At 67.7% G+C, this 22,313-nt stretch carries 22 protein-coding genes; 12 read left to right on the top strand and 10 right to left on the bottom strand.

All coding sequences use genetic code 11. From position 1 onward, the window contains the following. Position 1: 1 nt before the first annotated feature. Positions 2-829 (top strand): AraC family transcriptional regulator, encoded by an 828-nt coding sequence (locus tag PSK12I2_RS0104395; RefSeq protein ID WP_027597459.1) that lies wholly within the window; start codon positions 2-4, stop codon positions 827-829. A 175-nt stretch (positions 830-1,004) separates the two neighbouring features. Next, positions 1,005-1,235: a DUF2934 domain-containing protein gene (locus PSK12I2_RS0104390; RefSeq protein WP_027597458.1), complete on the top strand. Its 231-nt coding sequence runs from the start codon at positions 1,005-1,007 to the stop codon at positions 1,233-1,235. Here the strand turns inward: PSK12I2_RS0104390 and PSK12I2_RS0104385 are convergent. Together PSK12I2_RS0104385 and PSK12I2_RS0104380 are read right to left on the bottom strand one after the other, a co-directional pair. Then, entirely contained in the window at positions 1,232-2,173 is a 942-nt protein-coding gene (locus PSK12I2_RS0104385) for a GNAT family N-acetyltransferase (RefSeq protein ID WP_027597457.1), read from the bottom strand. The two genes, PSK12I2_RS0104390 and PSK12I2_RS0104385, sit on opposite strands and share 4 nt — an antisense overlap. Before the next feature lie 70 nt (positions 2,174-2,243). Further along, positions 2,244-3,563 carry a Na+/H+ antiporter family protein gene (locus PSK12I2_RS0104380; protein WP_027597456.1) on the bottom strand — a complete coding sequence of 440 codons (1,320 nt, stop codon included), beginning with the start codon at positions 3,561-3,563 and terminating at the stop codon, positions 2,244-2,246. 289 nt (positions 3,564-3,852) lie between these two features. On the opposite strand from PSK12I2_RS0104380, the gene PSK12I2_RS0104375 reads away from it, so the two are divergent. After that, complete coding sequence (locus PSK12I2_RS0104375; protein WP_017639596.1) at positions 3,853-4,137, top strand: hypothetical protein; 285 nt, start codon at positions 3,853-3,855, stop codon at positions 4,135-4,137. Between the two features lie 505 nt (positions 4,138-4,642). Here the strand turns inward: PSK12I2_RS0104375 and PSK12I2_RS0104370 are convergent. The 4 genes from PSK12I2_RS0104370 to xylA form a co-directional block, all read right to left on the bottom strand. Next, positions 4,643-5,779: a sugar ABC transporter permease gene (locus PSK12I2_RS0104370; RefSeq protein WP_027597455.1), complete on the bottom strand. Its 1,137-nt coding sequence runs from the start codon at positions 5,777-5,779 to the stop codon at positions 4,643-4,645. Continuing rightward, positions 5,779-7,335 (bottom strand): D-xylose ABC transporter ATP-binding protein, encoded by a 1,557-nt coding sequence (gene xylG / locus PSK12I2_RS0104365; protein ID WP_027597454.1) that lies wholly within the window; start codon positions 7,333-7,335, stop codon positions 5,779-5,781. Before xylG ends, PSK12I2_RS0104370 begins: the two co-directional genes overlap by 1 nt. Before the next feature lie 63 nt (positions 7,336-7,398). Next, positions 7,399-8,400: a D-xylose ABC transporter substrate-binding protein gene (xylF, locus tag PSK12I2_RS0104360; RefSeq protein WP_027597453.1), complete on the bottom strand. Its 1,002-nt coding sequence runs from the start codon at positions 8,398-8,400 to the stop codon at positions 7,399-7,401. Positions 8,401-8,515: 115 nt separating this feature from the next. Then, complete coding sequence (gene xylA / locus PSK12I2_RS0104355) at positions 8,516-9,832, bottom strand: xylose isomerase (protein WP_027597452.1); 1,317 nt, start codon at positions 9,830-9,832, stop codon at positions 8,516-8,518. Between the two features lie 185 nt (positions 9,833-10,017). Between xylA and PSK12I2_RS0104350 the strand changes: the two genes are divergently transcribed. Beyond that, the gene (locus PSK12I2_RS0104350; protein ID WP_027597451.1) at positions 10,018-11,271 is read left to right on the top strand and encodes a DNA-binding transcriptional regulator; all 1,254 of its coding nucleotides are present in this window, start codon (positions 10,018-10,020) and stop codon (positions 11,269-11,271) included. Here PSK12I2_RS0104350 and PSK12I2_RS0104345 read toward each other — a convergent pair. Beyond that, a complete protein-coding gene (locus PSK12I2_RS0104345) occupies positions 11,253-11,783 on the bottom strand; it encodes a Dps family protein (RefSeq protein ID WP_017639603.1) in 531 nt (176 codons plus the stop codon). The two genes, PSK12I2_RS0104350 and PSK12I2_RS0104345, sit on opposite strands and share 19 nt — an antisense overlap. 374 nt (positions 11,784-12,157) lie before the next feature. Here PSK12I2_RS0104345 and PSK12I2_RS0104340 point away from each other — a divergent pair, with 374 nt between their 5' ends. From PSK12I2_RS0104340 to PSK12I2_RS0104330, 3 genes are read left to right on the top strand one after another with little or no spacing between them, the layout of a single operon-like run. Further along, positions 12,158-12,871: a hypothetical protein gene (locus PSK12I2_RS0104340; RefSeq protein WP_027597450.1), complete on the top strand. Its 714-nt coding sequence runs from the start codon at positions 12,158-12,160 to the stop codon at positions 12,869-12,871. Continuing rightward, positions 12,868-13,281, top strand: a complete 414-nt coding sequence (locus tag PSK12I2_RS0104335) for a phage holin family protein (protein ID WP_027597449.1) — start codon at positions 12,868-12,870, stop codon at positions 13,279-13,281. The genes PSK12I2_RS0104340 and PSK12I2_RS0104335 overlap by 4 nt, the downstream gene beginning before the upstream one ends. Further along, positions 13,278-14,258 carry a DUF3618 domain-containing protein gene (locus PSK12I2_RS0104330; protein ID WP_027597448.1) on the top strand — a complete coding sequence of 327 codons (981 nt, stop codon included), beginning with the start codon at positions 13,278-13,280 and terminating at the stop codon, positions 14,256-14,258. The genes PSK12I2_RS0104335 and PSK12I2_RS0104330 overlap by 4 nt, the downstream gene beginning before the upstream one ends. Positions 14,259-14,351: 93 nt before the next feature. Here PSK12I2_RS0104330 and PSK12I2_RS25025 read toward each other — a convergent pair whose 3' ends face one another. After that, entirely contained in the window at positions 14,352-14,504 is a 153-nt protein-coding gene (locus PSK12I2_RS25025) for a hypothetical protein (protein WP_169742412.1), read from the bottom strand. 68 nt (positions 14,505-14,572) lie between these two features. Further along, entirely contained in the window at positions 14,573-15,553 is a 981-nt protein-coding gene (locus tag PSK12I2_RS0104320; RefSeq protein ID WP_027597447.1) for an aldo/keto reductase, read from the bottom strand. A 270-nt stretch (positions 15,554-15,823) separates the two neighbouring features. On the opposite strand from PSK12I2_RS0104320, the gene PSK12I2_RS0104315 reads away from it, so the two are divergent. The 5 genes from PSK12I2_RS0104315 (at position 15,824) to PSK12I2_RS0104295 (ending at position 21,821) form a co-directional block, all read left to right on the top strand. Continuing rightward, on the top strand, positions 15,824-16,738 hold the full coding sequence (locus PSK12I2_RS0104315; protein ID WP_027597446.1) for a LysR family transcriptional regulator: 915 nt from the start codon (positions 15,824-15,826) through the stop codon (positions 16,736-16,738). Positions 16,739-16,808: 70 nt separating this feature from the next. Beyond that, on the top strand, positions 16,809-18,542 hold the full coding sequence (locus PSK12I2_RS0104310; protein WP_027597445.1) for an OPT family oligopeptide transporter: 1,734 nt from the start codon (positions 16,809-16,811) through the stop codon (positions 18,540-18,542). Between the two features lie 219 nt (positions 18,543-18,761). Then, on the top strand, positions 18,762-20,042 hold the full coding sequence (locus PSK12I2_RS0104305; RefSeq protein ID WP_027597444.1) for an MFS transporter: 1,281 nt from the start codon (positions 18,762-18,764) through the stop codon (positions 20,040-20,042). A gap of 136 nt (positions 20,043-20,178) precedes the next feature. Continuing rightward, positions 20,179-21,237, top strand: a complete 1,059-nt coding sequence (locus PSK12I2_RS0104300) for a phosphorylcholine phosphatase (RefSeq protein WP_027597443.1) — start codon at positions 20,179-20,181, stop codon at positions 21,235-21,237. A 59-nt stretch (positions 21,238-21,296) separates the two neighbouring features. Further along, positions 21,297-21,821 carry a glycine cleavage system protein R gene (locus tag PSK12I2_RS0104295; RefSeq protein ID WP_027597442.1) on the top strand — a complete coding sequence of 175 codons (525 nt, stop codon included), beginning with the start codon at positions 21,297-21,299 and terminating at the stop codon, positions 21,819-21,821. Between the two features lie 3 nt (positions 21,822-21,824). Here PSK12I2_RS0104295 and PSK12I2_RS0104290 read toward each other — a convergent pair whose 3' ends face one another. Continuing rightward, complete coding sequence (locus PSK12I2_RS0104290; protein WP_027597441.1) at positions 21,825-22,310, bottom strand: UPF0158 family protein; 486 nt, start codon at positions 22,308-22,310, stop codon at positions 21,825-21,827. Positions 22,311-22,313 lie beyond the last annotated feature (3 nt).

Below are 22,313 nucleotides of genomic sequence, written 5' to 3'. Positions count from 1 at the left end.
CATGAACGGACAACAAGAAAACGCCCGCCTCTGGCCGGCCCGCGGCCTGGGCGGCGTCGAGCTGCTGCATGCCCGCTATCGCCGCCAGCGCTTTGCGCCCCATGTGCACGAAGGCTATGTGTTCACCGTGATCGAGCGCGGCGCCCAGCGCTTTCGCCACCGCGGCGCCGAGCACCTGGCCGCAGCCGGCAGCATGGTGCTGATCAATCCGGACGAGTTGCACACCGGGGCCACGGCGGTCGAGGAAGGCTGGCAGTACCGCGGCTTCTATCCGACGCTGGCGCAGCTGGGCCCCGTGTTCGCCGAGCTGGGACGCCCGCTGGACGCCACCCCGGCCTTCGCCACCAGCGTGCTGCACGACCCTCAGGTGAGCGCGGCCTTCGGCCAGCTGCATCGGCTGGCCGATGGTGGCGCCGAGGCGCTGGAGCAGCAGACCGCCTGGCGCGAGGCGCTGCTCCTGCTGTTCGGCCGCCATGCCCGCCTGGGCGCCCTGACCGAACCTGGCCGCGAACCCCTGGCGGTGCAGCGCGCCCGCGAACTGCTCGGCCAGCAGTTGCAGCAACCGCCCAGCCTCGAAGAACTGGCCCAGGCGGTAGGGCTGTCGCCCTTTCATTTCCTGCGGGTGTTCCGCCGGGCGACGGGCCTGCCGCCCCACGCCTGGCTCAAGCAGCAGCGCCTGACCCGCGCCCAGGGCCTGCTGCGCGCCGGCTGGGCGCCCCTGGAGGTAGCCCTGCAGCTGGGCTTTGCCGACCAGAGCCATCTCACTCGCCAGTTCAAGCAGGCCTACGGCGTGGCGCCAGGCGCCTACCGCCGCGCCTGGCAGGGCTAGCCAGGGCCCGACGAACGGTCCTGTCCGCAAAAGCGGCCTGCCAGAGCCCGGCAAGCGGCAACGGCGCCTGACTCATCGCAAGCCTCGGGGAAACTTTTTCCGGTCGCCTCGGGCCTAGTCAGGAAGAGCGCCGGCGCTGCCGGCCGCTCTCCCCTGCCCCTTTGGAGTTACCGGTATGACCCTCGAAGAACGCATCCGCCAGCGCGCCTATGAAATCTGGGAACGCGAAGGGCGTCCCCATGGCCAGGATTTCGAGCACTGGTTCCAGGCCAATCGCGAACTGGAAGACCAGCCCGACGACAACCTGACCCAGGTCGGCGGCATCCAGAGCAGCGTCGCCCCGCCGGCACCCAAGCCGCGCAGCCGCTCGCGCAAGAAGACCCCCGAAGACAGCACCAAGGCCTAGCGCCAGTCGTCCAGCAGCCAGACCTCGGGGTGATCGTAATGGGCTTCGCCCCGGTGCAGGGTGATGCCCAGGATCTCGCTGCGAAAGCCTTGAGCCAGCAGCCATTGGTAGGCGCCCCGGCGAGCGGTATTGACGCCGGCCAGCAGTCGCTGCTGACCGTGGTCCCGGGCCAGGCCGTCGCAGGCGGCGATCAGCCGGGCGAAGCGCGCCTCCGCGCCCGCGCCGGGCAGCACCGCCGCGCACTTCACATAGCAGACCCCGGTACCCGCCTCGCTGTGGGGCCCGAAATGGCAGACGGCGAAGCCCTCCGCCCGGCCCTGCGCATCATGCAGCAGCAGACTCTCGCCGAGCCCCTGCGCGCGCACCGCGGCCATCTCGGCGGAGACATCCAGCCCCGGCGCATTGGCCCGACCCACGTCGGCGCAGGCCGCCAGCAGCCGGTCGGGTTTGGCCGCCAGGGAAAAGCGCAGCGCCGGTGGCGCGGCCTGCGCCTGCACCGGTCGCGCCATCACCGCGGTCAGGGTCTGCGGCCAGAAGCCGAAGCCCTGGTAGAGCCCCAGGTGACGCGGACTGTCGGGAAAGGTGAAGAGTCCGGCATGGACCAGCTGCCAGGCATCGAGCTGCGCGACCGCGGCGCCCATCAGCGCCTTGGCCACCTTGGCGTCCCAGTAGTCCGGATGCACCGCCAGCGGGCCGAGGATGCCGTGGCGCCCCCAGCGGGTGACGCAGATGGCGCCGACCAGCCGCGCGCCGTCGAGGGCCTTGAACCAGGCGGTGTGGGGTGCGGCGAAGCGACTGCGCACATAGTCGCGGTCGTTCCAGAATTCGCCCGGTTCGGCGGCGCCCATCCAGGTGGCGAAGGCCAGGCGCACCACCTCGGTGGTAGCCGGCAGGTCGGCGGCGGTCAGGGGTTCGACACTGAAGGCGGGGGTGGACATGGGGCGACTCCTTGGCTGTAGGCCTTGGACCCGCCCGGCTGGAGCTTTGCGCCCGGGCGGCAATCGCCGGTTACAGCAGCAGCACCGCGGCCCAGCCGAACAGCAGCATCGGCAGGCTGAAGTGCAGGAAGGACGGCACCACGGTGTCCCAGATATGGCTGTGCTGGCCGTCCACGTTGAGGCCGGAAGTGGGGCCCAGGGTGGAATCCGAAGCCGGCGAACCCGAGTCGCCGAGGGCGCCGGCGGTGCCGATCAGGCAGACGATGGCCAGCGGCGAAAAGCCGAGGTGCAGACACAGTGGGCCGAGGATGGCGGCGAGGATGGGCACGCTGGAAAAGGACGAGCCGATGCCCAGGGTCACCAGCATGCCCAGCAGCAGGAGCAGCAGCGCGCCCAGGGCGCGGTTGTCGCCGATCAGGCCGGCGGCGGTGGCGGCCAGGTCCTTGATCTGGCCGGTGGCGGTCAGCACCTCGGCGAAGCCGCCGGCGGTGAGCATGATGAAGCCGATCACCGCCATCATCTTCGCCCCCTCGCTGAACAGGTCGTCCGCCTCGCGCCAGCGCACCACGCCGGTGGCGGTAAAGACCACGAAGCCGACCAGGGCGCCGAGGATCATGGAGTCCAGCCAGAGCTGCACGCCAAAGGCGGCGATCACCGCGACCAGCGCCACCAGCAGGGTGCGGCCGTTGTAGGGACGGTCGGCCCGCTCGGTGCGCGCCACCAGGTTGAGATCGTACTGTCGCGGCCGGCGATAGCTGACGAAGACCGCGAGCAGCAGGCCGACCACCATGCCCAGGGCCGGCAGCAGCATGGCGCGACTGGGATCCACGCCGCTGACGTCCACCCCGGCACGGGACACGCTGGCCAGCAGGATGTCGTGCAGATAGAGACTGCCGAAGCCCACCGGCAGGAACATGTAGGGGGCGATCAGGCCGAAGGTCATGACGCAGGACAGCCGCCGGCGATCCAGCTCCAGGCGCGTCAGCACATAGAGCAGCGGCGGCACCAGCAGCGGGATGAAGGCGATGTGGATGGGCAGGATGTTCTGCGAGGCGATGGACACCGCCAGCAGCAGGCCGAGCAGCGCCCAGCGCAGCGAGCGTCCGCCCTGGGCCGCCTGGCGTTCCATCAGCGCCAGGGCGCGATCGGCCAGCATGTGCGCCAGCCCCGACTGGCTGATGGCCACGGCGAAGGCGCCCAGCAGCGCATAGGAGAGCGCCACCTTGGCGCCATTGCCCAGGCCGGCGTTGAAGGCCAGCAGGGTGCCTTCCAGCCCGAGGCCGCCCACCAGACCACCGGCCACGGCGCCGGCGATCATCGCCACCACCACGTGCACCCGCGCCAGACTCAGGACCAGCATCAGTCCTACCGCCACCACCACCGCATTCATCGCCGACTCCGCACCACCAAAGGGGCGCGCACTCTGCCGCAGCCCGGCGCGGGCGTCAAAGGCCGGGGATGGATGGCGGGGCGTACGGCTTATCCACCATGGCCGCTGCCGCGGGCGGGTGGAAAAGCCCTGGCGGCGCCTGGCGCGAGTCGCTTGCAGCCGGGCGAGCCGACGTGCCGTACGCCTTGGCATGACCCCACCTTGATGCAGGCGCTCTGGAATGAACCTTTCATGGACGGAAGGCGTCTGACGCGGACGCTTTCACGGTCACGCCAAGGACGAACTGCCCATGCAAGACGCCATCGACATGCTGATCACCGCCTTCAGTCCGCACTCCTGCCTGGCGGTCCCCCGTCGCGCCGATCGCACCCTGCTGTTCACCGTCACCGACACCGCCCGCGCGGTCACGGTCACCAAGGCCATTCCCCTGTGCAGCCTGGAATGCACCGCCACCCTGGCCACCGTGATCAAGGACCTGCAGCGCGACCTCGATCGGGCGATCGGCACCCTGAGCCCGGAAAGCCTCGCCGACCTGCGCCAGCGCGGCCCGCGGGTGCAGCGGTTCGAGAGTTGAGCGGGGTCGGGGGGTTGAGCGGAGGCTGAGTCTCCCTCACCCCAGCCCTCTCCCAGGGGGAGAGGGGGCGATACGGAGTGAGAGGGAGCTTTGCCGTAGGGTGGATGACGGCGCGGCCTCATCCACCTCGGATCCCGAGTCAGCCAGTGGAAAACGCTTTGCGGTTTTCCACGCTACCTGGGGAGCTTGCCAGAAAGAGTGGGCGTTGGCTGNGCCCTCACCCCAGCCCTCTCCCAGGGGGAGAGGGGGCGATACGGAGTGAGAGGGAGCTTTGCCGTAGGGTGGATGACGGCGCGGCCTCATCCACCTCGGATCCCGAGTTCAGCCAGTGGAAAACGCTTTGCGGTTTTCCACGCTACGGACGGCGCTCGCCGGCAAGGGTGGGCGTTGGCTGTGCCCTCACCCCGGCCCTCTCCCAGGGGGAGAGGGGGCGATACGGAGTGAAGTGGCGGCACTGCCGTAGGGTGGATGACGGCGCCGCCTCATCCACCCTTGGCCATCCCGCTCAGCGCCGGCTGGTGCGGGTGCTGACGTCGACCCAGACGGCCAGGACCAGGATGCCGCCCTTGACGATCATCTGCCAATAGCTGTCCACGTCGAGCATGGACATGCCGTTGTCCAGGCTGGCGATCACTAGGGCGCCGAGCAGGGCGCCGTAGACGGTGCCCGAGCCGCCGCGCATGGAGGTGCCGCCGATGAAGCAGGCGGCGATGGCGTCCAGTTCGCCCATGGTGCCGGCCGACGGCGAGCCGGCGGCCAGGCGGGCGGTGTTGACCAGACCGGCCAGGGCGCACATCACGCCCATGAGGCCGAAGATGCCGAGCTTGATCGCCTGGACGTTGATGCCCGACAGCCGCGTGGCTTCCAGGTTGCTGCCCACCGCATAGATGCGCCGGCCGAATACCGTCTGGCTGGTGATGTAGCTGAACACCCCGAGCAGCACCAGCAGGATCAGCACCGGCACCGGGATGCCGTCATAGCGGTTGAGGGTCTGGATGAAGGCCGCCAGCACCACGCCGATCACCACCACCCGCAGCACGTCGCGCCACAGCGGCGCGAGGGTCAGGCCGAGGGTCTTGCGCTTGCTGCGCTGGCGCCAGGTGAGCACCACGGCCACGGCGAACAGCAGCACGCCCAGGGCGCTGCCCACGTCCGGCGGCAGATAGCCCTGGCCGAGGTAGACCAGTTCCGGCGACACCGGGGCGACGGTGACGCCACCGGTGAGACCGAGCAGCACGCCGCGAAAGGCCAGCATGCCGCCGAGGCCGACGATGAAGGACGGTATTCCCCGATAGGCACTCAGATAGCCGTTGATCAGGCCGATCAGCAGGCCACCGGCGGCCACCGCCAGCAGGGTGATCGGCAGGGGCACGTGGTAGGTGACGTCGAGTATCGCCGCCACCCCGCCGAGCAGGCCGAGTTGCGAGCCCACCGAGAGGTCGATCTCGCCGGCGATGATCACCAGCACCATGCCGCAGGCGAGGATGCCGGTGATGGACATCTGCCGCAGCAGGTTGGAGAGGTTGCGCGGGGTGACGAAGCCGCCTTCGGTCTGCCAGCTGAAGAACAGCCAGATCAGGGCCACGGCGATCAGCAGGGCGAGCATCTTGTAACGGGTGAACAGCTGTTTCACGGCGTGCATCAGAAGTGCTCCCGGGCTTGGGCGACCGCCCGTTCGGTGGTGCCCAGGGCCGCGGCCAGTACCCGCTCCTGGGTCAGATTCTCATTGGGGAAATCGCCGCGCAGCCGGCCTTCGCCGAGCACCAGCACCCGGTCGGAGACGCCGAGGACCTCGGCCAGCTCCGAGGAGACCATGACGATGGCCACGCCCTCCGCCGCGAGCAGGCCGATCAGCCGGTAGATCTCGAACTTGGCGCCGACGTCGACGCCGCGGGTGGGCTCGTCGAGGATCAGCACCTTGGGCCGCGCCAGCAGCATCTTGGAGAGCACCGCCTTCTGCTGGTTGCCGCCGGAGAGGCCGGTGATGGGCAGGAAGGGGCTGCTGGTCTTGAGTTGCAGCCGGGCGATCTCGGTGTCGATGCAGGACAGTTCCGCTTCGCTGTCGATGCGACTCAGGTGGGCGAATCGGTCCAGCACCGTGAGGGTGATGTTCGAGCCCACGCCCAGGTCGGGAATGATGCCCTGGCGCTTGCGATCCTCCGGTACCAGGCAGAGGCCGGCGCGAATGGATTTCAGCGGGGTGCGGGTGTCGATGCGCTGGCCATTGAGCCAGACCTCGCCTTCGTAGCGGCCGTCGTAGGCGCCGAAGATGGCCGAGACCAGCTCGGTGCGTCCGGCGCCCACCAGCCCGGCGATGCCGAGGATCTCGCCGGCGCGCACGGCGAAGGAGACGTCGTCGACGCGCTTGCGCTGGGGATTGTCGACGTCCAGACAGGTGAAGTGACGCGCCTCGAAGATCACCTCGCCGATCTCATGGGGGATCTGCGGATAGAGGTTGGTCATGGCGCGGCCGACCATCTGGGTGATGATGCGGTCGATGTCCATCTCGGCCATGGGCGTGGTGGCGATGTGCTTGCCGTCGCGGATCACCGTGATGGTGTCGCAGATGGCCGCCACCTCGTCGAGCTTGTGCGAGATGTAGACGCAGGCGACGCCCTGCGCCTTGAGGTCGCGGATGATGTCCAGCAGCACGGCGATCTCGGAGGTGGTGAGCGCCGAGGTCGGTTCGTCGAGGATCAAGAGCCGGGCGTTCTTGTTCAGCGCCTTGGCGATTTCCACCAGTTGCTGCAGGCCGCCGCCGTACTGGGACACCGGCAGGGCCACGTTCATGTCCGGCACCTTGAGCCGGCGCATCAGCTCGGCCGAGCGCTGCAGCATGGTCGGATAGTCCAGCCGCCCGCCGAAGCGGCGCGGTTCGTGGCCCATGAAGATGTTCTCGGCCACGGAAAGATCGGGCACCAGGGTCAGTTCCTGGTGGATGATGACGATGCCGGCCGCCTCGGATTCGGCGATGGACTGGGCTTCCAGGGGTCGCCCGTCCCAGCGGATCTCGCCTTCCCAGGTGCCGTGGGGATAGACCGCCGAGAGGACCTTCATCAGGGTGGACTTGCCGGCGCCGTTCTCGCCGCACAGCCCTACGCATTCGCCCGGACGCACCTTGAGATCGATGCCATCCAGCGCCCGCACCCCGCCAAAGCTCTTGGCGATGCCGTGCATTTCCAGCAGATAGTCGGCCATGGCCGCTCCTTGCCCAGGGGCCGCCCGACGCCAGGCGTCAGACGGCCAGCCGGTGGCCAGTGGTTATTTGCCGTCGATCTGGGCCTGGGTGTAGAAGCCGTCCTTGACCAGCAGGTCGACGTTGGCCTTGGTCAGCTCGGTGGGGGTGAGCAGCAGGGTGTCGACCTTCTTGGTGCCGTTGTCGTAGCTGGAGTTGAAGCCCGGCTTCTCGTTGCGCACCAGTTGCACCGACAGCTTGGCCGCCTCGGAGGCGATCAGCTTGAGCGGCTTGTAGACGGTCATGGTCTGGGTCCCGGCGATCACCCGCTTGATGGCGGCCAGGTCGGCGTCCTGACCGGACACGGCGACCTTGCCGGCCAGCTTCTGCGCGGCCAGGGCCTGGATGGCGCCGCCGGCGGTGGCGTCGTTGGAGGCGACGATGCCGTCGATCTTGTTGTCGTTGGCGGTCAGGGCGTTCTCGACGATGGCCAGGGCCTCGGTCGGGTTCCACTCCTTGACCCACTGCTGGCCGACGATCTTGACGTCGCCCTTGTCGATGGCCGGCTGCAGGACCTTCATCTGGCCCTGACGGAGGATCTGGGCGTTGTTGTCGGTGGGTGCGCCGCCGAGCAGGAAGAAGTTGCCCTTGGGCTGGGCCTTGAGCACGCCACCGGCCTGCATCTCGCCGACCTTCTCGTTATCGAAGGAGATGTAGGCGTCGATGTCGGCGTTGAGGATCAGGCGGTCATAGGAGATCACCTTGACCCCGGCCTTCTTGGCCTCGGCCACCACGTTGTTCAGCACCGTGGCGTTGAAGGGCACGATGACGATGGCGTCCACGCCGCGGGAGATCAGGTTCTCGATCTGCGACAGCTGGCGCTGCTCGTTGGCGTCGGCGGATTGCACATAGACCTTGGCGCCGAGTTGCTCGGCGGCGGCGACGAAGTAGTCGCGGTCACGGGCCCAGCGCTCCAGGCGCAGGTCGTCGATGGAGAAACCGATCTTGGGATGCTGGGCGTCGGCCTGGGCGAAACCGGTGGTGCACAGGGCGAGCAGACCGGCGAGCAGGGTCGTCTTGAAAGTCATGGTGGCGTCCTTGGTTATTGTTGTTGTGGAGCGAGAGAACGGATTTGAGTGTAACGATTCAGCGCGCTTGCACAAGCGGGTCAGCCAGGCTTTTCTGCCGACCCGCTCGCGGTCGCTAGCGATACAGGTAACGGTTGACCACGCCTTCGAGCAGCTCCTGGCGGCCGCTCACCGGCTGGGGCGCCAGGCCCTGGCTGAAGGTGTGCTCGGCCAGTTGCTCCAGACTCAGCTGGCCCCCGAGGATGCGCTGACCGAGGGACTGGTCCCAGCCGGCATAGCGCTCGGCCTTGAACTTGCCCAGGGGGTCGTCCTGCAACAGCGCCGCGGCGCGTTCCAGCGACAGCGCCAGGGTGTCCATGGCCGCCACGTGGCCGTGGAACAGGTCGACGTCGTCCAGGCTCTGGCGGCGCACCTTGGCGTCGAAGTTGAAGCCGCCGCGGGTGAAGCCGCCGCCCTTGAGGATCTCGTAGATCGCCAGGGTCATTTCCTCGACGCTGTTGGGGAACTGGTCGGTGTCCCAGCCGTTTTGCGGATCGCCGCGGTTGGCGTCGATGCTGCCGAATACGCCGAGGGCCACGGCGCTGGCGATCTCGTGCTGGAAGCTGTGCCCGGCCAGGGTCGCGTGGTTGGCCTCGATGTTGACCTTGATCTCCTTCTCCAGCCCGAATTGCTGCAGGAAGCCGAAGACGGTGGCCACGTCATAGTCGTACTGGTGCTTGGTCGGCTCCTGGGGCTTGGGCTCGATCAGCAGATCGCCCTGGAAGCCGATGCGGTGCTTGTGCTCCACCACCATCTGCATGAAGCGGCCGAGTTGCTCGCGCTCGCGCGCAAGGTCGGTGTTGAGCAGGGTCTCGTAGCCTTCGCGGCCGCCCCAGAGCACATAGTTCTCGCCGCCCAGGCGGTGAGTGGCGTTCATCGCCGTGCAGACCTGGGTGGCGGCGCAGGCGAAGACTTCCGGATCGGGATTGCTGGCGGCGCCGGCGGCATAGCGCGGGTGGCTGAAGCAGTTGGCGGTGCCCCACAGCAGCTTGAGGCCGGTGTCGCTCTGGTGGCGTTCCAGCTCGTCCACCAGACGGGCGAAGTTCTCGCGGTACTCGGCGAAGCTGGCGCCTTCCGGGGCGACGTCGGTGTCGTGGAAGCAGTAGTAGTCCACGCCCAGCTTGCTGAAGAATTCGAAGGCGGCGGCGGCCTTGGCGCGGGCCTGCTCCAGGGGCGAACCGGCTGCCTGCCAGGGCCGCTGGAAGGTGCCCTGACCAAAGACATCGCTACCCGGCCAGACGAAGGTATGCCAGTAGCAGACGGCCATGCGCAGGTGCTCGCGCATGGGCTTGCCCATGACCAGGCGGTCGGCTTCGTAGTGGCGGAAGGCAAGCGGGGAATCGCTGTCGGGGCCGGCGTAGCGGACCTTTTCGACATTGGGGAAATAAGCCATGGCGTTGTCCTTGTTCTTATCTGTCGCACCCGATACGGCGTACCGGTTTGCGTCGATGGTAGCGCCGCTGCCCGGGCTGCCTATTGTGAAAATCACCAGAGCCAGGTGCGATTTTGCCGCTTGAGGCGCGCACGCGCCGGTCGTAGTCTGGAGCCCCGCCCGCGCCTCCTGCCGGAAACGCCGCCATGCCCAGCCAGCCGCCCGTCCACCGCGTCGCCCTGCTGTTCAACGGCAGCAAGATCTACGACAGAGGCATCCTCGCCGGCATCGGCAACTATCTGAGCGGTACCCGGGCGCGCTGGGATCTGTTCCTCGAAGAAGACTTCCTCTGCCGGCTCAAGGGCATCGAGCGCTGGCAGGGCGACGGCATCATCGCCGACTTCGACGACCCGGCGGTGAGCGCCGCCCTGGCCCACAGCGCCTTGCCGATGGTGGCCGTCGGCGGCTCCTACGCGGCCCCTGGCGACTACCCGCCCGGCATCCCCTACGTGGCCACCGACAACGCCGCCCTGGTGCGCCTGGCCTACGACCACCTGATCGAATCCGGGCTGACCCGCTTCGCCTGCTTCAGCCTGCCCGCCGCCGACACCAATCGCTGGGCCGGCGAGCGCGAGACGGCCTTTGCCGCCCTGCTCCGCCGCGACGGCCTGCCGGTGGAGATCTATCGCGGCCTGGAGACCAGCGCACCGCTGTGGGACACGGCGGTGGAACAGCTGATCGCCTGGCTGGAGGCCCTGCCCAAGCCGGTGGGCATCCTCGCCGTGACCGACGCCCGGGCGCGGCAACTCCTGCAGGCCTGCCTCACCGCCGGCATCCCGGTGCCGGAACAGGTGGCGCTGGTGGGCATCGACAACGATCCCCTGGCGCGCACCCTGACCCGAGTGCCCCTGACCTCGGTGATCCAGGGTACCGAGGCCATCGGCCGCGAGGCGGCGCGCCTGCTGCACCAGCGGCTGCACGGCGTCGAACTGGGGGCGCCACGAGTGCTGATTCCGCCGGAGGGGATCAACGTCCAGGCTTCCAGTCGTCACCAGCCGGTGCGCCATCCCCAGGTGATGCGCGCCCTGCACTTCATCCGCCAGTACGCCTGCCAGGGCATCAAGACCGAGCAGGTGGCCAGCTATGTCGGCATCTCCCGTTCGGCGCTGGAGACGTCCTTTCGCCGCGAGCTGGGGCGCAGCGTCCACGACGAGATCCTCGGCTTCAAGCTGGCCGCCGCGGCCGTGGCGCTGCAGGAAGAGGCGCCGAGCCTGGCCGAGGTCGCCCGGCGCTGCGGCTTCACCTCGGCGCAGTACCTGCACGCGGTGTTTCGCCGGGAATTCGGCTGCACCCCGCGGCAGTACCAGTCGAATCCCAGACCCCTGGCGAGCGCCCATGAAAAAGCCCGTCCGGAGACGGGCTTTCAGGTCGCTACCGCGGCTTATTTGCCGACGGTCTGACCCAGGAACCAGGCACGCTCTTCGGCCTGGTCGATCCACTCTTCCAGCAGGCTGGTGGTGGAGACGTCGTTGGCGTCGTCGGTCAGGGTGTGGGTGGTGCGCATGTAGGCCGCCAGCGACTGGTTGTCGTCATGCAGCTCGGTCAGCATCTGATCCGCCGACAGATCGGTGGCATCGCTGCTGGCCAGGCGCTTGAGTTGCACCATCTGCTCCAGGGAGCGCACGGTCGGCTGGCCGATCTTGCGCGCCCGCTCGGCGATCAGGTCGGTGATGCCGTACAGCTGGGTAGCCTGCTCTTCCAGCAGCAGGTGGTAGTCGCGGAAGTGCGAGCCCTTCATGTGCCAGTGGTAGTTCTTGGTCTTGATGTACAGCGCGAAGACGTCGGAGAGCAGCACGGCCAGGGCTTCGCCGACGGCCTGCTGGTTCTGCAGGGTGGCGTCTTCGCCCTGATGGGCCTTCTGCTTGACGCTGGAAACGGTCTTGAGTTCTTGCTTGGCATTGGCAACGGCCATGAGAGATCTCCTGTCAGGACGTGAAGAGGAAAAGGGGTTCGCTTGCATTGGCGCGAACATCAACGTCTGCAGAAATCGACCGCACCGGACGAAAAATCGTTCATCGAATTTGCATATCGCCACCATGGGCATGACGAATGGTTGCCTATGTTGCGACTGCGTTTCATTGCCCGTCCCAGAGGCCCTCTTTCGCCACGGCCGCTGCGCTTGTAGCTAGATGTGTAGGTAAAACCGTTTGTCAGCTTTGCCAGCAAACCGACGCCGCGTAAGAACCCCTGCTCGTTCCGCCCGGTCACCTAAAAGGCAAGGCACACGAACGGTCGCCGAGAGCTCTCTGCCGGCCACGACAAGGTTCTGCACACAGGTAACAGCGTATGACGACGCCCCTCAATCCCGCCCAGGGACAACCCTCGCAGACCAAGGACGGTTCTACGGCAGAGGCCCATCTGCATGACCTGAAAGAGGTCGCCAAGGACACGGTGCAAGACGCCAAGCAGGAAGGTGCCGCCCACTTCGAGCACTACCGCGACACCGCGGCCGACCAGCTGGGTGCCATTGCCCAGAGCGCCCAGGCGGCGGCCGACGAACTGGAAGACAAGGACACCCTGGGCCTGGCGCACTATGTCAGCGACATGGCCCGGAGCCTGACCGGTCTGGCCGAGGATCTGCGCGGCAAGAACGCCGAGCAGCTGCTGCAGCAGGCCGGCACCCTGGCCCGCGACAACCCGGCGCTGTTCCTGACCGGCAGCATCGCCATCGGCTTCGGCCTGTCGCGCTTTCTCAAGGCCTCCAGCCAGCCGGATACCGGCAGCAGCTCGCGCGTCGGCGGCGCGGACGCGGTGCCCTCACTGACCACCCCCTCGGTCGCGGCGGAAAACGAACTGGTGGAGCCGGCGGCGGGTGCCGACGTCATCCACACCAACAACATTCCCAAGGGTCCCGACCTCCATACCCCGACCACCACCCGTGGTGGCGATCCCATCGGTGGCGCGGCGATCAACCCGGCCCGCAGCGACAGCAACCTGAACACCGGCACCTCATCCAGCCAGCTGGATCGACCCACCCTGAGCGGAGGCAAGCAGCCATGATCAACGACAACCCCACTCCGCGCCCCACCGAGGGCGACACCTCGGTCGTTGGCCTGGTCAAGCAGCTGGTCCAGGAAGTGCCGGCGCTGTTCACCAAGGAACTGGCCCTGGCCAAGGCCGAACTGGGCGAATCCCTGCGCACCACCAAGGCCGGCGTAGCCGGCGTCGCCGCAGGCGCCATCGTACTGCTGGCAGGCTTCATCGTGCTGCTGATGGGCGTCGTCTATTTCCTCTCCCAGTACCTCACGCCCTGGGCCGCCGCCCTGCTGGTAGGTGCCGTGGTCATGGTGATCGGTTTCATCATGGTGCAGTCGGGCAAGAAGCAGTTCGAGCCGTCCCACTTCACCCCTGATCGCACCGTCAACAGCCTGCAGAAGGACAAGGACGCCGTACGGAGGGCCGCACAATGAGCATCACCGATCAGATCGATCAGGAATCCCGCAAGAATCCCGACGAGCTCGAGCGCGAGATCGACCAGAAGCGCGAGCGTATCGAAGACCTGGTGGGCGCCCTGGAAAGCCGCCTGTCGCCCGGCCAGCTGTTCGATCAGGCGCTGTCCTACACCAAGGGCCACAGCGGCGAATTCGCCCACAACCTGGGCAATACCCTCAAGGCCAATCCGGTGCCGGCGGTGCTGACCTCGGTGGGCCTGCTATGGCTGGCGCTGGGACAGAATCGCACGCCGGCTCCGGCCACCACGGGCACTCCGCTCAAGGACAAGCTGTCCGGTGCGCTGGACTCGGTCGCCAACAGCGCCGGCCATACCCGCGATTCCCTGAACCGTGGCAGTCACGATGTGCGCGACAAGGTGACCGGCCTGGGCGAGAGCGTATCGGCCAAGGCCTCCCAGACTGGGGAGCGGCTAAGCGATACCGCGGCGCAGGCCAAGGACACCCTGGCTGACCAGGCGCAACAGCTCAAGGGCACCTTCGAGACCCTGCTGCGTGAACAGCCGCTGGTGGTGGGTGCGCTGGGCATCGCCCTCGGCGCCCTGCTGGGCGCTGCCCTGCCACGCACCGAGACCGAGGACCGCGCCCTGGGCAGGCACAGTGACAAGCTGACTGCCAAGGCCAAGCAAGCCGCCAGCAGTGGCTACGAGCAGGTCAAGGCGGCAGGCCAGGACATGGCGAAAGAGGCGCGCCAGGCCAGCCAGGACCACCGCAGCCAGCCGGCGGACGCGGGCACTCCTGCGCCGAAAAATCTGGGCAACGATCCCGACGCCGGAGTCGAGTCCATGGCGGGCTCGCCGAGGGCAGGTACCGGCAGCACCCTCGGCGCCACCCAGGCGACCGCGGGCATGAATGTCGGCCGTACCGCGGCCAACGGCAATACCCCGGGCGCGGTCGGCGACGAGAGCGGCATGGCCACCCCGCCACGCAGCTTCTGACCGGCAGGATGGCCGGGGTCAGCCGCTGACCTCGGCCTGAAAAACGAAGGCGCCCGGGTCTGCACCCGGGCGCCTTCGTTTTCCGTGCCCCTATCAGTAACCCGGATCCGGATTCTCCTTGGGCTGCTCGGGTCGCTTGCTGTCCTGCGGGCGCTGTTCTTCACCGCCCTGGTTGAGTTCCTTGTGGGTCTCGCCGACCTTGCCGGCGTTTTCCGGCTTGTGATCGAGATCGTCGCGCTTGGCCATGATCCTCACCTCTTGTGGCTGAGTAGCTTAGGCAACGCGGCGGGGCCAGGGTGCCCCGGCCGCACCGATCAACGCAGGGGCGGCGCCATGAACTCCGGCCCCACCGGATCCTTGACGTGTTCGTCGAGGATGGCGTCGATAGCCGCCAGGTCCTCGGCGGACAGTCGCCAGCCGAAGGCCTCGTCCAGGCCCTGCAACTGCTCGGGCTTGCGCGCGCCCCAGAGGGCGATGGTCGGCCCCTGGTCGAGGATCCAGCGCACCGCCAGGGCCAGCACCGACTTGCCATGGCGCTCGCGGGCAAAGGCGGTCAGGGCCTCCACCGCGGCCAGGTACTGGGCGAAGCGCGGCGCCTGGAACTTGGGATCGCCCTGGCGCAGGTCATCGCCGTCGAATTTCGTCTCCGCATTCATACGCCCGGACAGCAGGCCGCGGCAGAGCGCGCCATAGGCCAGCACCACCAGACCGTGACGCTGGGCATAGGGCAGCACATCGGCCTCGATGGCGCGCTCGAAGAGGTTGTAGGGCGGCTGCACGGTGGACAGATTGGCGAACTGGCGGAAGGCCTCCAGTTGCTCGGGCGAATAGTTGCTCACGCCGATGGCGAGGATCTTGCCCTCCTGCCGCAGGCGCTCCAACTCACCCGCGGTTTCTTCGTGGGCCACCTGGGGATCGGGCCAGTGCACCTGATAGAGATCGATGCGATCGGTGCGCAGGCGCCGCAGGGAATCCTCCACCTCCTGGCGAATGCGGGCCGCGCTGGCGTTGCGGCGCACCTCTTCGTTGGGCCACTCCAGGGCTACCTTGGTGGCGATCACCGCCTGGTCGCGGATGCCTACCAGGGCCTTGCCGACGATCTCCTCGGACCGACCGAAGCCGTACACCGGCGCGGTATCGATCAGATTGATGCCGCCATGCACGGCGCCGCGGATAGTCTCGATTGAACGGGCTTCGTCGGTACCGCCCCACATCCAGCCACCGATGGCCCAGGTACCGAGGCCGATGCGGGAAACGGGGGTATCGATACCCGGGATACGCAGGGTTTCACTCATAGGATCTCCAGGCGAAGACGCCAGTCGGAAGGGTTAGCCTTGTGAGGCTAATTCAAAAGGCGTTGAATAGGGCTCAACGAACGCTTGACCTTTAGAGCCTGTTCAAAGGCTCGCGAGCTAGAGACAAACAAGGCGAAAATGCCTGAGGAAGCGGAGTTTACGAATGGTAAATGAGCATTCCGACGGGGCTGGCCTTCCAGGGCATTTTCAACGCCGTTTGGCCGACGCGCAGCAGACTTTGGACAGGCTCTTATCGCGCGAGGACTGTACATGCCGACCCTCAACCGCGGCGAACTGGCCGATCTCAACGTCTTCGTCGCCCTGGTCCGGCGGCGCAGCTTTCGCCAGGCCGCGATCGAGCTGGGCGTCACCACCTCGGCACTGAGCCACGCCCTGCGCCAGCTGGAGACGCGCCTGGGGGTCAAGCTGCTCAATCGCACCAGCCGCTCGGTGGTACCGACCCTGGCCGGCGCGGCGCTGGCGGAAAAACTCGAACAGGGCTTTGCCTTGATTGGCGAAGCGCTGGGCGAACTGGACCAGCACCGCGACGCCCCGGTCGGCCGACTGCGCCTGAGCGTGCCGCGGGATGCGGCGCGGCTGCTGGTGACCCCGACCCTGCCCCGGCTGCTGGCGGCCTATCCGCAGTTGCAACTGGACATCAGCGTCGAGGATCGCCCGGTGGACATCGTCGCCGACGGCCTCGATGCCGGCATCCGCTATGGCGATACCGTGCCCCAGGACATGGTCGCCCTGCCGCTCACCGACGAATTGCGCTGGATCGTGGTGGGCGCCCCCGCCTATCTGGCGCGCCACGGCCGGCCGCAGCAGCCGGAGGAGCTTGCCGACCACCAGTGCGTACGCCTGCGGCTGGGCAGCGGCGCCCTCTATCGCTGGGAGCTGGGCAGTGGCGCCAGCACCCGGACAATCGACGTGCCGGGTCCGCTCACGGTCAACGAGACCGAGACCTCGATCCAGGCCGCCCTCGACGGCCTGGCCCTGGCCTATTGCCTGGAATGGCGGGTGGCCGACGAATTGCGCGACGGTCGCCTGGAGCAGGTGCTGCCGGACTGGGCCTCGCCCGGCGCGCCGCTGTGCATCTACTACCCGAGTCGGCGCCAGCCACCACCCGGCCTGCGCCAGTTGATCGAGGCCCTGCGCCAGACCTGGACCGGACGCCACCCCTGAGGGCGCGAACCAACCGCCGCGCCCGGGGGTCCCCTGACCACGCCATGATCGCCTGACCGAGGAGGCCCTCTTGCCCGCAGCCAACGCCGCCGCATCCGACCTGCCGCTGCCCGTGGAGCGCGAACTCAGCCCCCGGGCGCTGCTCACCGGGGCGCTGCTGGGCATCCTGCTGACCCCGGCCAATGTCTATGCCGGCCTCAAGATCGGCTGGTCGTTCAACATGTCGATCATCGCCCTGCTGGTGAGCTACGGCCTCTGGCACCGCCTGGGGCGCCGCCTGCAGCAACCGGGTTGGACGCTGCACGAGAGCAACATCAACCAGACCGTGGCCTCGGCGGCGGCCAGCATCGTCTCCGGCGGCCTGGTCGCGCCCATCCCGGCCTACACCCTGCTGACCGGCCAGGAATTGCCGACTCTGCCGCTGATGGGCTGGGTGTTCGCGGTGAGCTTTCTCGGCATCTGGGTGGCCTGGTACCTCCGGCCCCTGCTGCTGGCCGATGCCAGCCTGAAATTCCCCGAGGGCCTGGCCACCCTGGAAGCCCTGCGCCAGGTCTATGCCAGTGGCGCCGAAGCCCTGGCCCGCCTGCGGGTGCTGCTGGGCGCCCTGGCGCTGTCGGCGGCGGTCAAGCTGGTGGACACCTTCGCCTGGACGCTGCCGCGAGTCGCGCCCTCGCCAGCCCTGGAACGCCTGACCTTCAGCTTCGATCCCTCGCTGCTGCTGCTCGGCTTTGGCGGCATCATCGGCCTGAGGGTCGGGTTGTCACTGCTGCTCGGCACCCTGCTGGCCTGGGGCGGTGTCGCGCCCTGGCTGCTAGCCAGTGGTGTCGCCGCACTGCCGGCGGAGGCCAGCGGTCCGCAATACGCCTTCCTGGTGCAATGGCTGCTCTGGCCCGGGGTGAGTCTGATGGTCAGCGCCACCCTGGCTGCGCTGGCCGTACGGCTGATCACCCTGCCCCGCGCCGAACGCCGTCGCCAGGGCTGGCAGCGGCCGCGCGCCTGGCCGCTGGCGCTGCTGCTGGCGGCGGCTCTGCTGGTGGTGGTGCTGCAGGTGCGGCTGTTCGGCATAGATCCCTGGCTGGCCCTGCTGGCCCTGCCCCTGGCGCTGTTTCTCGCCGCCATGGCCGCGCGGGTGGTCGGCGCCACCGGCATTCCCCCCATCGGCGCCATCGGCCAGCTGTCGCAGCTGACCTTTGGCCTGGCCGCCCCCGGGCAGGTCAACATCAACCTCATGGGCGCCAACACCGCCGGTGGCGCGGCGGGACAGAGCACCGACCTGATGAACGACTTCAAGGTCGGCCAGGCCATCGGCGCCACCCCGGCCAAGCAGGTAGTCGCCCAGTGCCTGGGCATCGCCCTCGGTGCGGTGACCGGGGTGCTCACCTATCGGCTGCTGATTCCCGATCCCCAGGCACTGCTGCTCAGCGCCGCCTGGCCGGCGCCGGCGGTGGCCCAGTGGAAGGCGGTGGCGGAAACCCTGACCCAGGGCCTGGGCGCCCTCGATGGCGCCATGCGCCTGGGCATCGTCCTGGGCGCCCTGGCCGGCTTGCTGCTGGGCCTGGCCGAAGCCTTGCTGCCGACCCGCCGCGCGCACTGGCTGCCCAGCTCGGCGGCCCTGGGCCTGGCCTTCATCCTGCCGGCCTCGGTGTCGCTGATGATGACCCTGGGCGCCCTGCTCACCGCCCTGGTGCGCTGGCGAGCGCCGGGGCTGGCCGAGCGTTTCGCCCTGGCCGCCGCGGCCGGCCTCATCGCCGGGGAAAGTCTGGCCGGGGTGGGGGCGGCTTTCTGGCAAATGCTCTCGACGTGAGCTGCGACATCTTGTCAACTGGACAATAATTTCCAGACGTAATGTCGCGAAGCTTTCAATAACCTTTCAAACCCATGAAATTCGGGGGTTCTGGTCCGATTCAGCTTGCCAGCGCGCTTTTGCAACACATAAGGTTACAAATAGCGCGACCCACCCGCGAGAGGTCTGGGCGCCCTGCGCGAGCTGTCTCCATAACAAACCCAATCCGAGCTAGCAGTCATGGCCACCACCTCGAAAGCCAAATCCATCTTCCGCGTCGTCAGCGGAAACTTCCTCGAAATGTACGACTTCATGGTCTATGGCTTCTATGCCACGGCCATCGCCAAGACGTTCTTTCCCGGCGATAACGAACTTGCCTCCCTGATGCTGTCGCTGGCCACCTTCGGCGCCGGCTTCCTGATGCGCCCCCTGGGGGCGATCTTCCTCGGCGCCTACATCGACAAGCACGGCCGTCGCCACGGCCTGATCGTCACCCTGGCGCTGATGGCCCTGGGTACCCTGCTGATCGCCGTGGTGCCGGGCTATGCCACCCTGGGTGTCGCCGCACCGCTGCTGGTGCTGCTCGGCCGCCTGCTGCAGGGCTTCTCCGCCGGTGTCGAACTGGGCGGCGTGTCCGTCTACCTGTCGGAGATCGCCACCCCCGGCCGCAAGGGCTTCTTCGTTTCCTGGCAGTCCGCCAGCCAGCAGGTCGCGGTGGTCTTCGCCGGCGTGCTGGGCGCGCTGCTCAACCACTGGCTGTCGCCCGCCGAAATGGGTGAATGGGGCTGGCGCATCCCCTTCCTGATCGGCTGCCTGATCGTGCCCTTCCTGTTCATCATCCGTCGTTCCCTGGAAGAGAGCCCGGAATTCGAGGCGCGCAAGCATCGCCCGACCTTCGGCGAAACCATGACCTCCATCCGCCAGAACTTCGGCGTGGTGCTGGCGGGCGTAGCCATGGTCTCCATGACCACCGCCTCCTTCTACCTGATCACCGCCTACACCCCGACCTTCGGCAAGCACGAGCTGAACCTGACCGCGCTGGACAGCCTGATCGTCACCGCCTGCGTGGGTGTTTCCAACTTCATCTGGCTGCCGGTAATGGGCGCCCTGAGCGATCGCATCGGCCGCCGTCCGTTGCTGATCTTCGCCACCGTACTGGCCATCCTCACCGCCTACCCGGCGATGATCTGGCTGACCCACGCCCCGGGCTTCTCGCGCCTGCTGATGGTCGAGCTGTGGCTGTCCTTCCTCTATGGCACCTATAACGGTGGCATGGTGGTAGCCCTGACCGAGGTGATGCCGGCCCATGTGCGCACCACCGGCTTCTCCCTGGCCTACAGCCTGGCCACCGCGACCTTTGGCGGCTTCACCCCGATGGTCTGCACCTGGCTGATCCAGGAGACCGGCAACAAGGCCGCCCCGGGCATGTGGCTGACCGTAGCGGCCGTCCTCGGCCTGGTCGCGACCCTGACCCTGTTCAAGGGCAACACCGAGCCGCGCTTCAAGACCGTCACGGCCTAACAGCCCTGTCGCAGAGCGGCAGGTCCTGCCGCTCTCGCGTCCACCCAGGTCGCTCCGCGCATCGAACTGTCATGACCTTTTGTTATGGTCTAGACCAGATGACCGCATACCGCGGTCGCCGTGCCGGAGTCCGCCGATGTCCACCCTTCCCCGCCTTCTCGCCGGCCTGGCCGGCGGTCTGCTCAGCCTCACCGCTGCCGCCACCGAGCTGACCCACTGGCCGGCCGATGCCGCCCGCCAGCTCGACGCCCTGATCGCCGCCAATGCCAACCAGGGCAACTACGCGGTGTTCGACATGGACAACACCAGCTATCGCTACGACCTCGAAGAGGCCCTGCTGCCCTTCCTGGAGATGAAGGGCGTGCTGACCCGCGACACTCTGGATCCTTCGCTCAAGCTGATTCCCTTCAAGGATGTCGGTGGCCACAAGGAAAGTCTCAACAGCTACTACTACCGGCTGTGCGAGGTCGACGACCTGGTCTGCTACCCCTGGGTCGCCCAGGTTTTTTCCGGCTTCACCCTCAAGCAGCTCAAGGGCTACGTCGACGAGCTGATGGCCTACGGCAAGCCGATCCCCGCCACCTACTACGGCAAGGACGACAAGGTGGAGACGGTCGAGATCAATCCGCCCAAGCCCTTCACCGGCCAGCAGGAGCTCTATCACAAGCTGATGGAGAACGGCATCGAGGTCTATGTGATCAGTGCCGCCCATGAGGAGCTGGTGCGCATGGTGGCGTCCGATCCGCGCTACGGCTACGGCGTGAAACCGGAAAACGTCATTGGCGTCACCACCCTGCTCAAGGACCCGGCCACCGGCGCCCTGACCACCGCCCGCAAGCAGATCGCCGAAGGCAAGTACGATCCCCAGGCCAACCTCAAGCTGCAGGTCACGCCCTACCTCTGGACCCCGGCCACCTGGTTCGCCGGCAAGTACGCGGCCATCCTCACCTACATAGATCCCTGGAAGAAACCCATCCTGGTCGGCGGCGACACCCCGGTCAGCGACGGCCCCATGCTGTTCCAGGGCGTGGACGCCGCCAAGAACGGCATCCACCTGTGGATCGACCGCAAGTCCAAGTACCGCACCCAGATCGAGGCGATGATGAAGAGCAACGCCGAGGGTCAGGCCAAGGCCGGGGTGGCGGTGAACGCGGACAAGCACTGGGTGATCGTCAAACCCGAAGACATCCAGTAGGCCGCCGGCGATCGGGCGGGCTAGACTGGGGACTCCCTCAGCCCGCCCTGGAGCCCGCCATGGAACACCTGGTCCTGACCGTCATCGCCCCCGATCGCCCCGGTCTGGTGGAAGCCCTGGCCGACTGCGTGGCCGCCCAGGGCGGCAACTGGCTGGAAAGCCGCATGGCCCACCTGGCCGGCCAGTTCGCCGGCATCCTTTCGGTGGAAGTGGAACCGGAATTGCGCAACGGCCTGGTGGAGACGCTGCAGCAGCTGGCCATTCCCGGCCTGCGCATCCTGGTCGGCGAACCTGGCCAGCCGGCGCCGGTGGGTGCGCCTCTGGTGCAGCTGGACCTCCTAGGCAACGACCGGGTCGGCATCGTCCGCGACATCACCCGGGCGCTGCACCAGGTCGGGGTCAACGTCGAACGCCTGTCCACCGAGACCCGCCCGGCGCCCATGAGCAGCGAGGTGCTGTTCCACGCCACCGCCCTGCTGGCGCTCCCAGCGGACCTCGAACTCGAGGCGCTGCAGGCCCACCTGGAAACCCTCACCGACGACCTGATGGTGGAGCTCAAGCTCTACCGGCACGGGCACGACTAGGCCCTAGCTCCGCCCCTTCTCCAGCCGTCGCCGGATGCCCTCGGGGACATCGTCCGGCAGCGGCATCCGCCCGTCCGCCGGCAGGGCTTCCAGGCCGGCTTCGTCCAGCAGCACCAGCACCTCCTCCTTGAGGCGACTCAGGGCGAAGGCCTGCCAGGCCTCGCGCACCGAGGGGAAGAGCTCCAGTTCGTAGTCGAAGGTGCGGATCGGTCGCCGACTCTCCAGGGCCGCGCGCAGCAAGGGCTGGGCGTGGGGATGGCGCAACTGGTGCAGAAAGGCTTCGCGCAGCTCCAGGCGATCGTCCTGGGTCAGGCGTGGCAACGGCAGGTAGCGTTCGGGATCTTCCAGTTCCTCGCGTTCTTCCAGACTGAGATCGTCCGGATCGAGCAGGCGCAAGGCGCCGCTGGCAAGGTCGAGGAAGTGGGTGCCTCGCTCCCGGCTGTCCAGAGCGGCAGCCAGCAGATCGAGGTCGAGGGTGAGGGGGCGCATGGC

Source organism: Pseudomonas sp. MOIL14HWK12:I2 (assembly GCF_000510745.1).
Classification (GTDB): Bacteria; Pseudomonadota; Gammaproteobacteria; order Pseudomonadales; family Pseudomonadaceae; genus Chryseomonas; species Chryseomonas oryzihabitans.
The sequence above is the reverse complement of the archived record's forward strand: the minus strand, read 5'-3'. Positions and strand labels throughout refer to the sequence as shown.

Coding starts and splice junctions, on each gene's coding strand:
- PSK12I2_RS0104395 (WP_027597459.1), top strand. CDS start 2: ATGAACGGACAACAAGAAAACGCCCGCCTCTGGCCGGCCCGCGGCCTG.
- PSK12I2_RS0104390 (WP_027597458.1), top strand. CDS start 1,005: ATGACCCTCGAAGAACGCATCCGCCAGCGCGCCTATGAAATCTGGGAA.
- PSK12I2_RS0104385 (WP_027597457.1), bottom strand. CDS start 2,173: ATGTCCACCCCCGCCTTCAGTGTCGAACCCCTGACCGCCGCCGACCTG.
- PSK12I2_RS0104380 (WP_027597456.1), bottom strand. CDS start 3,563: ATGAATGCGGTGGTGGTGGCGGTAGGACTGATGCTGGTCCTGAGTCTG.
- PSK12I2_RS0104375 (WP_017639596.1), top strand. CDS start 3,853: ATGCAAGACGCCATCGACATGCTGATCACCGCCTTCAGTCCGCACTCC.
- PSK12I2_RS0104370 (WP_027597455.1), bottom strand. CDS start 5,779: ATGCACGCCGTGAAACAGCTGTTCACCCGTTACAAGATGCTCGCCCTG.
- xylG (WP_027597454.1), bottom strand. CDS start 7,335: ATGGCCGACTATCTGCTGGAAATGCACGGCATCGCCAAGAGCTTTGGC.
- xylF (WP_027597453.1), bottom strand. CDS start 8,400: ATGACTTTCAAGACGACCCTGCTCGCCGGTCTGCTCGCCCTGTGCACC.
- xylA (WP_027597452.1), bottom strand. CDS start 9,832: ATGGCTTATTTCCCCAATGTCGAAAAGGTCCGCTACGCCGGCCCCGAC.
- PSK12I2_RS0104350 (WP_027597451.1), top strand. CDS start 10,018: ATGCCCAGCCAGCCGCCCGTCCACCGCGTCGCCCTGCTGTTCAACGGC.
- PSK12I2_RS0104345 (WP_017639603.1), bottom strand. CDS start 11,783: ATGGCCGTTGCCAATGCCAAGCAAGAACTCAAGACCGTTTCCAGCGTC.
- PSK12I2_RS0104340 (WP_027597450.1), top strand. CDS start 12,158: ATGACGACGCCCCTCAATCCCGCCCAGGGACAACCCTCGCAGACCAAG.
- PSK12I2_RS0104335 (WP_027597449.1), top strand. CDS start 12,868: ATGATCAACGACAACCCCACTCCGCGCCCCACCGAGGGCGACACCTCG.
- PSK12I2_RS0104330 (WP_027597448.1), top strand. CDS start 13,278: ATGAGCATCACCGATCAGATCGATCAGGAATCCCGCAAGAATCCCGAC.
- PSK12I2_RS25025 (WP_169742412.1), bottom strand. CDS start 14,504: ATGGCCAAGCGCGACGATCTCGATCACAAGCCGGAAAACGCCGGCAAG.
- PSK12I2_RS0104320 (WP_027597447.1), bottom strand. CDS start 15,553: ATGAGTGAAACCCTGCGTATCCCGGGTATCGATACCCCCGTTTCCCGC.
- PSK12I2_RS0104315 (WP_027597446.1), top strand. CDS start 15,824: ATGCCGACCCTCAACCGCGGCGAACTGGCCGATCTCAACGTCTTCGTC.
- PSK12I2_RS0104305 (WP_027597444.1), top strand. CDS start 18,762: ATGGCCACCACCTCGAAAGCCAAATCCATCTTCCGCGTCGTCAGCGGA.
- PSK12I2_RS0104300 (WP_027597443.1), top strand. CDS start 20,179: ATGTCCACCCTTCCCCGCCTTCTCGCCGGCCTGGCCGGCGGTCTGCTC.
- PSK12I2_RS0104295 (WP_027597442.1), top strand. CDS start 21,297: ATGGAACACCTGGTCCTGACCGTCATCGCCCCCGATCGCCCCGGTCTG.
- PSK12I2_RS0104290 (WP_027597441.1), bottom strand. CDS start 22,310: ATGCGCCCCCTCACCCTCGACCTCGATCTGCTGGCTGCCGCTCTGGAC.